Genomic DNA, 11,841 nt, shown 5'->3' on the forward strand with positions numbered 1-11,841 from the left:
TAGACCTATGCCTCAACGGAATTTTCTTCAGTATTTAGTTATCACCGCAAAAGGCCTCGCCATGGGCGCTGCCGATGTTGTGCCAGGCGTTTCGGGCGGTACTATCGCCTTCATTTCCGGAATTTATGAAGAATTGATAGAAACCATCCATAAATTGGATCTCGGGTTCTTCAAAATCTGGAAAGCGGACGGTTTTTTAAAAGCGTGGAAACATTATAACCTCGGGTTTCTTTTGGCGCTGTTTTCGGGAGTTTTTATCAGCATCATTTCCTTGGCAAAATTGATTACTTGGCTTTTGGAAGTTTACCCAATTATGGTCTGGTCGTTCTTTTTCGGGTTGGTAATTGCGAGTATTGTTTACGTGGGCAAACAAATTACCAACTGGCGATTGGCGGTGATTACGATGATGATTGTTGCTGCCATAGCATCCTATCTAATAACAATCGCAGACCCCGTGGGTTCTCCGGACAGCACGTGGTTTCTTTTTTTCGCAGGTTTTATAGCAATTATAGCAATGATACTTCCGGGTATTTCGGGGGCCTTTATCCTGTTGCTTTTGGGCGCATACACTACCGTTATCGGGATTGTGACCCAACTGGGCGAAGGCATTACAACTTTGGACAGTTCACTATTTTTGGGTGCCTTGGGCAAGCTTCTAATATTTGCCGTAGGCGCCGTTATTGGTCTAAAAGTTTTTTCCAGAGCTCTCAACTGGATGTTTAAGCACCATAAAAATCTGATACTTGCGGTACTTACCGGTTTTATGATTGGCGCGCTGAACAAGATTTGGCCGTGGAAGGAAGTTTTGCAATACAGATTAAGCCACTCCGGAGAACAAATTCCTTTTATTGAAAGAAGCATATTTCCGCAAAATTATGAGGGCAATCCACAAATTTTGTACGCTATAATATTTGCCGTAATAGGTTTTCTGACCATCTTTTTATTGGAAAGAATCGCCGTAAATAAAGTCGCAGTTTCAAGCACCAATGAACAATCCAATTAACTCCTAACCCATAACATTTAACTCCTAACCCTTAACTTTTAACTTACCCGTGTACGAAAATCGTTCCTTCTCCGATAAAGTTTGGCTGGTCCTTAAAGGGCTGGGAATGGGCGCGGCCAATAAGGTGCCCGGCGTATCGGGTGGCGTTGTGGCTTTTGTGGCAGGTTTTTATGAGGAGTTTATTTATTCGCTTCAAAAAGTAAATAAAAAAGCGTTCAAACTATTTATTGACGGGCGTTTCAAAAGTTTTTACAGATATACCAACGGCCAGTTTTTAAGCCTTTTGATTTTGGGGATGGTGATAAGCTATTTCAGCGTTTCCAAACTTTTGGACTATCTGATTGTGCATTATGAACTCTTCGTATGGAGTGCATTTTTCGGAATGATTATCGGCTCCATATATTTTATCGCGAAAGATTTTGGCGATTGGAACCGAAAATATGTAGGCTATTTACTCTGTGGTGTCGCTGCGGGCGTTGCCATCAGTTTTTTGGAGCCCGCCAAAGAAAACAGCAATCTACTCTTTGTCTTTTTCTGTGGAATTATCAGCGTTTCGGGGATGACCCTGCCAGGTCTCTCGGGTTCTTTCATCCTAATTCTTTTGGGAAATTACGTGCTGCTTTTGGTAGATTCGGTAAATTCACTTTTTGATACGTTTGCAGATGTTTTTCAGGGCGATTTCAGTTGGATTTATAACGCGGAGCGCATTGAACTTTTAAAGGTTTTGGCCGTTTTTTCGTTGGGCTCGTTGGTAGGGTTAGTCTCGCTATCCCATCTTTTGGCTTACGTTTTAAAAAGGTTCAAAAAAGCTACCTACGCCGTTATCATTGGGTTTATCGCCGGTTCGCTTGGCGTGGTTTGGCCGTGGAAAGAAAAAAAATACGAGCTGGATGCTTTCGGCCAAATTCAATTTGATGCCAATGGCAGGGAAATTATCCGGGGCTACAACCGCTTTTTTCCTTCGGAATTTAATTCAGAGACTATTCTCGCTATCGTGTTTATCATAGTCGGAGTTGCGATTGTCCTTAGTTTGGATTGGTTCGACAACCATAGAAAGAGACATCATGGCTAAGTTTGGATTAATCGGAAGAAATATAGCCTATTCCTTTTCAAAAAGATTCTTTTCTGAAAAATTTGAACGAGAAAATTTGGTGCATACCTATGAAAATTTTGATATTTCCTCAATCCAAAAATTTCAAAAGATACTTCAGGAAACACCCCATTTAAAAGGGCTGAACGTTACCATTCCTTATAAAGAGGAAATAATTCCCTTCCTTGATAGCTTGGACGCTGATGCCGAAAAAATTGGCGCAGTAAACACCATTAAAATTTCTGAAGAAGGAAAACTTATAGGCTATAATACGGACCATTTCGGTTTTCAAAAATCGTTGGAAGCCTTTTTGCCACTTCGGCAGAAAACCGCGTTAATACTGGGCACGGGCGGCGCTTCAAAAGCTGTCGCTTATGCTTTGCACAAGTTGGGTTTCGAATTCAAATTTGTAAGCAGAAAAAAAACAACTGCCGGTTTGCTATATTCGGAAATGGATAAATCCACGATTGAAAACCATCCTCTAATAATAAACTGTACCCCGCTTGGCACCTTTCCGAATATCGCTGATTGTCCGCCACTTTCCTATCACTTTCTCACAAAAAACCATCTGCTTTTCGATTTAATCTACAATCCCGCCGAGACCGAATTTTTAAAACGCGGAAAAATACAGGGAGCCCAAACCACCAATGGCTTGAAAATGTTGGAGCTACAAGCCGAGAAAGCGTGGGAAATCTGGAATTCATAAAATTCAAATAAAAAACTTCAAAAAAACGCTGTGTGCTTTGCCAATTGCGCAGTTGTTAGTATCTTGACCCTCCAAGAAAAACGAACCTAAACATTGAAACAAATGTCTGACGAGAAATTGCCTCAGGAAGAAAACGAAAAGGAAATTCCAACAACTGAATCTGCGGAAGAAACAAATGCTGCATCTGTAAACCCCGAAGATTCGGCCAAGGAAGAAACTGCCGCAACAGAAGCTGAAGAAGTAAAAGCAGAAGAAGAACATTCTGAAGAAAATGGGGAAAGCAAACCTGTTGCTGCCGAAGAAGCTGATAAAGAAGACATTGTGGAAGATGCGATGGTTGCGGAAAAGGATGCCGTAGAGGAAAAGGAAACCAGCGAGGCAACGGCCAATGAAAAGATTGTGACTACTCAGAAAGATGAGGATGAAGCGGATGAAGAGGACGAAGAAGAAGTAGCATCATCAGAAGAGGCTGAGGACGAGGAAGAAGACCACGAGGAAAAGGCGCAAAAAGATTACAGCACCCTTTCTGAAAAAGAATTAGTGGCGGAACTGGAAAAGTTGTTAAAGACAAAAAAAATTCAGGAATTAAAGCACGATGTTGAGGAAATCCGTTCGGAATTCAATAGTAAATTCAACGAGGAACTGGAGCAGAAAAAAGAGGAATTTCTTGCCGAAGGCGGGAATATCATCGACTTCCACTATACTACTCCGCTAAAAAAAGAATTCAATTCGCTTTATTTTGACTATAAAGAAAGACGCAACAATCATTATAAAAACCTTAAAAAAGACCTGCAATCAAACTTGGACAAGCGCTGGGAATTGATAGAGGAACTAAAGGGACTTTTGGGCGCAGAGGAAAACATAAACACTACCTACAAGCATTTTAAGGAAATTCAGGAAAAATGGCATGTTGCAGGCGCTATACCGCGCGATAAGTACAATACCGTTTGGAATACCTATCACCACCACGTCGAGAATTTTTACGATTTTCTGCATCTGAACCGCGAGTTTCGCGATTTGGACTTTAAACACAATCTCGACGCCAAGCTTAAATTAATTACGCGCGCCGAAGAGCTTGCACAGGAAGAGGACATCAATAAGGCGTTCCGCGAATTGCAGATGCTCCATAAAATGTGGAAGGAAGATATAGGTCCCGTTGCCAAAGAATATCGCGATGAAGTTTGGGACAAGTTCAGTGAGGCCACAAAGGTAATCCACGACAAGCGCCAAGCCCAATTGGCCGAAATGGAAAAAGATTTTGAAGCGAATCTTGAAAAGAAAAAAGAAATAATAGAAGAAATTAAAAAAGCCACCGAAGAGGCCAAACCAAGCCACCAAGGTTGGCAAAATGCAATTAAAAAAGTGCAGGAACTTCGCGATGCTTTTTTCAATACGGGTAGGGTTCCACGCGCCAACAATAAGGAAATTTGGAAAGCTTTTAAAGATGCCACAGGTAACTTTAACCATCAGAAAAACAGTTTCTACAAAAACCAGAAAAAGGAGCAATACACCAATCTGGAGAAAAAACGCGAGCTCATTAAAATTGCTGAGGAAAATAAGGACAGCGACGATTTTGAAGCTACAACACCGCTGATGAAAAAAATCCAAAACGATTGGAAAAATATCGGCCACGTACCAAGAAAGGACAGCGACAAAATCTGGAAACAATTCAAAAAAGCTTGTAACCACTACTTTGACAGGCTCCACGCACAGAAAAATGAAGCCAATAAAGAGGAAGTGGAGCATTTTGAAGCGAAGCAAAAAATGCTGGAAAAACTATCCTCGTTTGAATTGAGCGGCGACCACAAAGCAGATGTTAAAGCTATAAAGGAGCACATTACCGCTTGGAAGGAAATCGGTCGCGTACCGTATAACAAACGCAACATAGAGCAGAAATTCAATAAGATGCTGGACAGCCTTTTCGGAAAGTTGGATTTAGGCAAGAAAGAAACCGAGCTTATTAAATTTGACAATAAACTGAACACGCTGGTAAACCGCGAAGACGAGCGAAAACTGCAGAATGAGCATTTCTTTATCTCTAAAAAGATTGATGAGACCAAGGATGAAATCCGCCAATTGGAGAACAATCTTGGCTTTTTCCACCACGTTGATGAAAATAATCCCTTGGTTAAGGAGGTACACAAAAACATAGCCCGCCACAAAGAGCAACTTGAAGTTTGGAAGGCGAAGCTTTCAAAAATTAAAGAGGTTCGGGAATAATTTTCAAATTGTAGAGACGCACTGCGGTACGTCTCTACCGACCGTCTGATTCTTTTGCTTGGTTCCAAAAAACGTCCATCTCGGCCAGGGTCATATCTTTTAACGATTTGTTCATTTCCTTTGCCTTGCTTTCCAAATACTGAAAGCGTTTTATGAATTTTTTATTGGTACGTTCCAGTGCGTTTTCCGGATTTACCTTTAGGAATCTTGCGTAATTTATCATAGAGAACAACACATCGCCGAATTCTTCCTCTATTTTTTCGGTGTTGTTCTGATTTACTTCGAATTGCAGTTCGCCCAACTCTTCCTGTAACTTTTCAAAAACCTGTTGCGGCTCTTCCCAGTCAAACCCTACGCCCGCCACTTTATCCTGTATTCTGCTCGCCTTTACCAATGCTGGCAATGATTTTGGAACGCCTTCCAAAACGCTTTTTTTGCCTTCATTCAGTTTTAGATTTTCCCAGTTTCGCTTTACTTCCTCTTCATCTGCCACATTTACATCGCCGTAGATATGGGGGTGTCGGGAAATAAGCTTTTCACATATATCATTGCAAACGTCGGCAATGTCAAAATCATTGGTCTCGCTACCTATTTTGGCGTAAAATACAATATGCAACAGCACATCGCCCAACTCCTTCTTCACTTCCTGCAGGTCGTTGTCCAAAATGGCATCGCCCAATTCATAAGTTTCCTCAATGGTGAGGTGACGGAGCGTTTCCATGGTTTGTTTCTTGTCCCACGGGCACTGCTCGCGCAGTTCGTCCATAATGGTCAATAGTCTGTCGAAAGCTTTAAGTTGGTCTTTTCGGGAATTCATTTGTTTTAGGTTTCAGGTTCAGCCCTTGCACTGCCCTTCGACATTGCTTGGGACAGGCTGCTTAGGGTGACAAATCAGTTTCGGGTTAAAAGTAGAAAAATTAATTGCGAGTTCACGATTTTACGCCTTTGGAATATTTCACTAAAAACAAAAAACCCCAAAACCCGAAACGGATTGAGGGATTTTTCACTAATATATAACTGGACAACTTAAAATTCCTCGCTATGTTTTGCGCGATGCCGCACTTTTAGTAGCACCGCCTTTTTTGGCCGAAGAAGCTTTTGGCGCAGTCGATTTTGGCGCAGCAGCTTTCTTCGCGGCTGGTTTCTTGGGCTCCTTGGGTTTTTCACTTGTACCCTCTTCAGATTTTTTGGTCTCTTCTTTGGCTTCGGAAAAATCGTTTAAACCATTTTTCACAAGCATATTGTACCATTGCACAATTTTTTTGATATCGCTTGCATAAACGCGGTCCTCATCATAATCGGGCATTACGCCGAAGAAAAACTCTTCCAGCTCTTCCTTTGATACTTTATGGCTTATGGTTTCCTTTCCGTCTTCCTTTTCAGAAATTTTCTTAAAAACTTCGCGAAGCGGAACTTCTTCGGTTAAGGTATAAACGGCAATTTCAGAAAGCAGGCTCACATTGTGGCGGCCGCTCACGTTTATGGTTTTTCCGTCCAGAAGCGACTCTGCAAGAAAGCCGGTACGGGTTTGGGTTTTTAGTTTATAAAGTCCAGGTTTACCGGAAATGGAAAGCACTTTTTCTAAGCTCATAAAATACTTTTAATTTGTTTAAAGGGTTACAAATATCTTTGGTTTGATTAATATACGCAAGTGTGTTAACGTTTCTTTTTTGCATTGGGGAATTTCATTTTATAGTCAATGCCCACTTTGCCTTTTGAAATGTTTGCCAATTTGCTTTTTATCAATCGTTTTTTTAAGGGTGAAAGCTTGTCGGTAAAGAGAATACCCTCAATATGGTCGTATTCATGCTGGATAATTCGCGCTACGATTCCGCTAAAGGATTCTTTGTGTTTATTGAAATTTTCATCTTCGTACTCCATCACGATGTTAGGCTTTCGGAACACATCCTCGCGCACATCTGGGATACTCAGGCAACCCTCGTTAAAGGCCCATTCATCGCCAGATTCCTCAATTATCCGGGCGTTGATGAATACTTTTTTAAAGGTAGATACAAATTGCTGTTCTTCCTCGCTCAGGTCTTCATCGTCCTCAAAGGGAGTAGCATCCACAATAAAAAGGCGGATAGGCAGATTTACCTGTGGGGCAGCCAGGCCGATGCCCCGGGCTTCATACATGGTCTCAAACATATTTTCGATAACGGTATCCAGGTTTGGATAATCCTTGGTTATTGCTTCTGTTTCCTTTCTTAATACAGGGTCGCCGTAGGCTACTATTGGAAGAATCATTGTTTATTTTCTATTTTTATTTTTTATTGTTACTTGAGATTTTATGGACACTTAGGAATCTATTGTTTCTATAGTTCCGGGATAAATCGCGAGCCTACCACTTTCCTCTATTTATTATAAAGATATTCCTGGAGAATTATCGTCGCACTAATTTCATCCACCAGGGCCTTGTTTTGACGCTGTTTCTTTTTCAGGCCGCTATCAATCATGGTCTGAAAAGCCATTTTGCTCGTGTATCGCTCGTCAACCCGTTTCACATCTAAGTCGGGAAAGGTTTCAGAAAATTTCTTCAGAAACTTTTGAATTTCCACCTCAATATTGGAATGAGTTCCATCTTTCTGTTTAGGTTCGCCTACCAAAACCAGGTCCACCTTTTCTGAAGCAATGTACTTTTTCAAAAAATCCATCAGCGTTGAAGTAGCCACGGTCGTAAGACCCGAGGCAATAAGCTGCAGCTCATCCGTAATGGCGATACCGGTTCGCTTGCTGCCGTAATCCAATGCTAAAACTCTTCCCATAACGACTGCAAAAATAAGGGTTTCGGAAATAGTATGCTACAATTGGACAGTTATTTGGATTGGAGGTTTTATATTTGTGGAAGGGATGCTGGGTGACGGATGACGGATGAAAAAAACAAAAGTAACCACAGTATCCATATTATCAACAGAATCCATAATATCAACAGAATCCAAAGCATCAATAAAATATGACCGAACTCCAACAAACCATAGAAAAAGCCTGGGAAGACCGCTCCCTACTTACCGAAACCGAAACCATTGTCGCCATTCGTGAAGTTGTAAACCTTTGTGATGAAGGCAAACTGCGATGCGCCGAACCAACTGCCAACGGCTGGCAGGTAAACGAATGGGTAAAAAAAGCCATCGTACTTTATTTTCCAATCCAGAAAATGAAAACGTTGGAAGTGGGTATTTTTGAGTATCACGATAAAATTCCACTAAAATCAGGGTACGAAGCAAAAGGAGTGCGTGTGGTGCCCCATGCCGTGGCACGTCACGGGGCATATATTTCAAAAGGCGTAATCCTTATGCCGAGCTACGTAAACATTGGCGCCTATGTTGACGAAGGCACTATGGTAGATACCTGGGCCACGGTGGGCAGTTGCGCGCAGATTGGCAAAAACGTTCACCTTAGTGGCGGGGTAGGCATTGGTGGTGTGCTGGAACCATTGCAGGCCGCTCCAGTAATTATTGAGGACGGCGCCTTTATTGGCTCGCGTTGTATTGTGGTAGAAGGTGTTCGCGTAGGAAAGGAAGCCGTTCTGGGCGCCAACGTAGTGCTTACAGCTTCCACCAAAATTATAGACGTTACCGGCGATGCGCCCGTGGAAACCAAAGGTTCGGTTCCCGCTCGTTCGGTGGTCATTCCAGGTAGCTATACCAAAAAGTTTCCTGCCGGAGAATACCAGGTGCCCTGTGCCTTGATTATTGGACAGCGCAAGGAAAGCACCAATCTCAAAACTTCATTGAATGATGCCCTTCGGGAGTACGACGTAGCTGTATAAAATAGGCACGGAAACATTACCAGCTTCCCCCGCCCGAACTACTGTTAGATGGAGAACTAACCATAGTAGATTTGGCCGTTGATATGGAATCTGAAAAAGAACGCGAAAAGTTGTGCATGGTAAACGCCCCGGTGGACGAGGTGTACCAACTGGGGGGCTGAAGATTTAAGGCTTCAAACTTTTTTGCCCATTGATCAAAAAGTCCAAAAGCAAGGGCATACCCCAGAGTGGTCTCAAAATAAGACGGACTGTCTCGCAACAGCATTTTCAACTTGTCTTCCTCAGCAATCTTTATAAAGTTTTTGAACCCCTTCAACTCTGAAAGTGCTGCATTGCCCTTGGCATTTTTCTTAACCATATAAACGCTCATAAACAGCAGAAATATAGTTACCGGAATTACGGCCAGAGCAGCAAAAAGACCCCAAATAGATATAAATATGAAGAACAGAATGGCTCCTATTAATAGCGTTCCCAAAATAGTACGCGTCTGCATTTTCTTGGCCTGTGGGTCATAAAAAATTTGAGCCTTAGCTTTCAGAAGGGTTTTGGCACTTGCCATCTTCGTATAAAACGAATCCTTTAGACTACTTATCAACACTTCCTGTTTTGAGGAACCTACCGAACTGCCAAAAAGCCCATCGAAAATTTTCCGTTCATAATCGGGCGCGCCGTCGGGCAAGGGTTTAAGTTTGGTCAATTTGGTGTCGTCCTTACCAAACCAGCCTTTTTTTGGTATCTGCTCCATAGTGATAATTCCGCGCGAACCCCAATACGGAATCAAGGCAATTAGGTCTTGCGTATCTTCGCTGTCGTCAATTAAAAAACCAGCCATTGCTGGATCTATGCCACTGGGCGGAAAATAACTGGTAGTGGCCACTACCCTATCATCTTTGCCGTATTTGTTCCAAACCCAATAGAAAACAACCAGCATGGCACCAAGAATCAGCGTCCAACCATAGGTTGTCCAAAAAGGCCACCAGGGTTTAATTTCCTTTACAGAACCTAACGGAAGATTTAGCAAAACCGTGACATTCTGACCTGAATAGGATTTAAATTGCGGAAGACTTTCTGCCCTGAAAACACCATCTTCATAATTTATATCATATTCTGAACTTTCATTGGTTTCACCACTAAAACCTGTATATATAAAAATATCGTCCAAGCCTGCGTCAACATTTTCGGGAAGGTGGATGTTGAAGTCTATTTTCTCAAAAACGGTGTACCAAGCGTCAGATTTTATGTTCCAATAAAACCGAATCTGTGAATCCTCAAAAAGGAAAGCATTGTAAACCCTGTATTTTATTTCGTATTGCTGTGGACCGATAATGGTTTTGTCCTTATCGCCAATCTTTATTTGCAGGTTATCACTAATCTTCTGTACAAAATCGAAGTCAGCTTCAAAATTATGATCTGGCACATCAATTTTCCTGATCTTTATCTTGCGCTTTTCCTTCGTGCCATCAGCAGTAAGCAAATCGTAATTGGTACGGATTGTTCTGTAGATACCGTGTTTGTAAGCTGTAAAGGTAAGGTCATAATTTTCTACAACATCAAAATACCCTTCCTCGCTAATGTAAATATCAACTACGAAATTGTTAACAATGAAATCCTGTGCTGAAACTTTCAGAAAAAAAAGTATTCCAAAACAAAGGAGAAACATTTTTTTCATCCTTTCTTTTTTAGTTAAAACTTACTTTCACGTTTTCACGACTCGCCTCGTCTGTTTCAAAATAATCAAAGTGCTGATAGTTCAACATGCCCGCAAAAAGTACCCCAGGGAAACTTTCGCCGTAAGTGTTGTTCTCGCGCACGGTTCCATTATAATATCTCCGGCTGCGCTCTAGGTTCTCTTCTATTTCGTTAAGTTTTTGCTGTAGGTCCAAAAAGTTAGGATTTGCCTTTAAATCTGGATAAGCTTCCCCCAATGCAAAAATACTGCGCAGGGTTTGTTGCAATTGGTTTTCGGCCTTTATCTGCGCATTTATATCGTCAGAAGGTACCGCCATTGCGGCATTGCGCGCCTGTATTACACTTTCCAAGGTGGTCTTTTCGTGAGCCGTATATCCTTTAACGGTTTCCACAAGATTTGGGATTAAGTCATAACGGCGTTTAAGAGCAACATCTATATTACTCCACGCGTCCTTCACCACATTTCTGTTTTTCACAAAACGATTATACACAATAACGAGCAGAATAGCTACAACGGCAAGAATGCCAATAACAAGTAAAATAATATTCATAACAGGGGTTGTTTAAATTGCTTAATGCTTAAAAATGAAGTATCTAAGATACTATAAAGTTTTTGTTATTGGTTAATTGTTATTTGTTATTTGGAATTCGTTATTTGGAATTTGTTATTTGGAATTTGTTATTTGTTGTTTGTTATTTACCCTATTATGGAATTGTTCAAGTTTGAAATGAATAGCGGGCGCAATCTTCTGCCGCGGGATGGTATTGTAAATTACTTCGGAAGGATATTTTCTGAAGAAGAAGCCAACCATTTTTACAACATTCTTCTGAATACAATCGCGTGGCAAAACGACGAAACCATCATCTTCGGAAAAAGGATAGTTACCAAACGCAAAGTAGCCTGGTACGGCCAACGTGAATTTGAATACACCTATTCAAAAGTCACCAAAAAAGCAAAGCTGTGGACGCCCGAACTGCTCCAACTCAAAAAAGAAATAGAGACCATAAGCGGCGAAACTTTTAACAGTTGCCTACTAAACCTCTACCATTCTGGCGATGAGGGCATGGGCTGGCACAGCGATGCAGAAAAAGACCTAAAAAAGAATGGCGCCATAGCCTCTGTAAGTCTTGGGGCGGAGCGCAAATTTGCCCTTAAGCACAAACAGACCAAGGAAACCGTTTCCCTAAACCTGGAGCACGGCAGCCTGCTGCTTATGAAAGGTACCACACAAACCCACTGGCTGCACCGCCTGCCACCAACAAAGAAAATACACGACCCACGCATAAATTTGACCTTTAGGACGATAGTTTAATGTCTATATATGCCTCTGGGATTTCTATATAGATTCGTATCTTTAGAGAAA

12 protein-coding genes are annotated in these 11,841 nt (G+C 41.7%); 6 read left to right on the forward strand and 6 right to left on the reverse strand.

Annotation, left to right across the window (positions count from 1 at the left end; genetic code table 11):
- Positions 1 to 7 precede the first annotated feature (7 nt).
- The 4 genes from LS48_RS02540 (at position 8) to LS48_RS02555 (ending at position 5,019) form a co-directional block, all read left to right on the forward strand.
- On the forward strand, positions 8 to 1,003 hold the full coding sequence (locus tag LS48_RS02540) for a DUF368 domain-containing protein (RefSeq protein ID WP_062619643.1): 996 nt from the start codon (positions 8 to 10) through the stop codon (positions 1,001 to 1,003).
- 49 nt (positions 1,004 to 1,052) lie between these two features.
- Positions 1,053 to 2,075, forward strand: coding sequence for a DUF368 domain-containing protein (locus LS48_RS02545; RefSeq protein ID WP_062619644.1), 1,023 nt, complete (start codon positions 1,053 to 1,055; stop codon positions 2,073 to 2,075).
- Positions 2,068 to 2,799: a shikimate dehydrogenase family protein gene (locus LS48_RS02550; RefSeq protein ID WP_062619645.1), complete on the forward strand. Its 732-nt coding sequence runs from the start codon at positions 2,068 to 2,070 to the stop codon at positions 2,797 to 2,799. The genes LS48_RS02545 and LS48_RS02550 overlap by 8 nt, the downstream gene beginning before the upstream one ends.
- Positions 2,800 to 2,901: 102 nt before the next feature.
- A complete protein-coding gene (locus LS48_RS02555; protein WP_062619646.1) occupies positions 2,902 to 5,019 on the forward strand; it encodes a DUF349 domain-containing protein in 2,118 nt (705 codons plus the stop codon).
- A gap of 34 nt (positions 5,020 to 5,053) precedes the next feature.
- Here the strand turns inward: LS48_RS02555 and mazG are convergent, their stop codons facing one another.
- The 4 genes from mazG to ruvX form a co-directional block, all read right to left on the reverse strand.
- Positions 5,054 to 5,836, reverse strand: coding sequence for a nucleoside triphosphate pyrophosphohydrolase (gene mazG, locus LS48_RS02560; RefSeq protein ID WP_062619647.1), 783 nt, complete (start codon positions 5,834 to 5,836; stop codon positions 5,054 to 5,056).
- Positions 5,837 to 6,058: 222 nt separating this feature from the next.
- Positions 6,059 to 6,610 (reverse strand): DUF5606 family protein, encoded by a 552-nt coding sequence (locus LS48_RS02565; RefSeq protein ID WP_062619649.1) that lies wholly within the window; start codon positions 6,608 to 6,610, stop codon positions 6,059 to 6,061.
- Between the two features lie 65 nt (positions 6,611 to 6,675).
- Positions 6,676 to 7,266, reverse strand: a complete 591-nt coding sequence (gene def / locus LS48_RS02570) for a peptide deformylase (protein ID WP_062619651.1) — start codon at positions 7,264 to 7,266, stop codon at positions 6,676 to 6,678.
- A 107-nt stretch (positions 7,267 to 7,373) separates the two neighbouring features.
- Entirely contained in the window at positions 7,374 to 7,784 is a 411-nt protein-coding gene (ruvX, locus tag LS48_RS02575; RefSeq protein ID WP_045080156.1) for a Holliday junction resolvase RuvX, read from the reverse strand.
- Positions 7,785 to 7,972: 188 nt separating this feature from the next.
- Between ruvX and LS48_RS02580 the strand changes: the two genes are divergently transcribed.
- Positions 7,973 to 8,788 carry a 2,3,4,5-tetrahydropyridine-2,6-dicarboxylate N-succinyltransferase gene (locus LS48_RS02580; RefSeq protein WP_045080157.1) on the forward strand — a complete coding sequence of 272 codons (816 nt, stop codon included), beginning with the start codon at positions 7,973 to 7,975 and terminating at the stop codon, positions 8,786 to 8,788.
- Between the two features lie 16 nt (positions 8,789 to 8,804).
- On the opposite strand, the gene LS48_RS02585 is transcribed toward LS48_RS02580, so the two are convergent.
- Positions 8,805 to 10,457 carry a DUF2207 domain-containing protein gene (locus LS48_RS02585; RefSeq protein ID WP_062619653.1) on the reverse strand — a complete coding sequence of 551 codons (1,653 nt, stop codon included), beginning with the start codon at positions 10,455 to 10,457 and terminating at the stop codon, positions 8,805 to 8,807.
- A 10-nt stretch (positions 10,458 to 10,467) separates the two neighbouring features.
- Complete coding sequence (locus LS48_RS02590; RefSeq protein WP_193392783.1) at positions 10,468 to 11,028, reverse strand: LemA family protein; 561 nt, start codon at positions 11,026 to 11,028, stop codon at positions 10,468 to 10,470.
- Between the two features lie 156 nt (positions 11,029 to 11,184).
- On the opposite strand from LS48_RS02590, the gene LS48_RS02595 reads away from it, so the two are divergent.
- A complete protein-coding gene (locus tag LS48_RS02595; RefSeq protein ID WP_062619787.1) occupies positions 11,185 to 11,790 on the forward strand; it encodes an alpha-ketoglutarate-dependent dioxygenase AlkB family protein in 606 nt (201 codons plus the stop codon).
- The last annotated feature ends 51 nt before the right edge of the window (positions 11,791 to 11,841 follow it).

Origin of the sequence: Aequorivita aquimaris (assembly GCF_001573155.1) — a bacterium.
Lineage (GTDB): Bacteria > Bacteroidota > Bacteroidia > Flavobacteriales > Flavobacteriaceae > Aequorivita > Aequorivita aquimaris.

What these genes read in the sequence shown, in the direction of transcription:
- mazG (WP_062619647.1), bottom strand. Translation starts at nt 5,836, where the DNA reads ATGAATTCCCGAAAAGACCAACTTAAAGCTTTCGACAGACTATTGACC.
- LS48_RS02595 (WP_062619787.1), top strand. Translation starts at nt 11,185, where the DNA reads ATGGAATTGTTCAAGTTTGAAATGAATAGCGGGCGCAATCTTCTGCCG.
- LS48_RS02580 (WP_045080157.1), top strand. Translation starts at nt 7,973, where the DNA reads ATGACCGAACTCCAACAAACCATAGAAAAAGCCTGGGAAGACCGCTCC.
- LS48_RS02585 (WP_062619653.1), bottom strand. Translation starts at nt 10,457, where the DNA reads ATGAAAAAAATGTTTCTCCTTTGTTTTGGAATACTTTTTTTTCTGAAA.
- LS48_RS02540 (WP_062619643.1), top strand. Translation starts at nt 8, where the DNA reads ATGCCTCAACGGAATTTTCTTCAGTATTTAGTTATCACCGCAAAAGGC.
- def (WP_062619651.1), bottom strand. Translation starts at nt 7,266, where the DNA reads ATGATTCTTCCAATAGTAGCCTACGGCGACCCTGTATTAAGAAAGGAA.
- ruvX (WP_045080156.1), bottom strand. Translation starts at nt 7,784, where the DNA reads ATGGGAAGAGTTTTAGCATTGGATTACGGCAGCAAGCGAACCGGTATC.
- LS48_RS02565 (WP_062619649.1), bottom strand. Translation starts at nt 6,610, where the DNA reads ATGAGCTTAGAAAAAGTGCTTTCCATTTCCGGTAAACCTGGACTTTAT.
- LS48_RS02550 (WP_062619645.1), top strand. Translation starts at nt 2,068, where the DNA reads ATGGCTAAGTTTGGATTAATCGGAAGAAATATAGCCTATTCCTTTTCA.
- LS48_RS02555 (WP_062619646.1), top strand. Translation starts at nt 2,902, where the DNA reads ATGTCTGACGAGAAATTGCCTCAGGAAGAAAACGAAAAGGAAATTCCA.
- LS48_RS02590 (WP_193392783.1), bottom strand. Translation starts at nt 11,028, where the DNA reads ATGAATATTATTTTACTTGTTATTGGCATTCTTGCCGTTGTAGCTATT.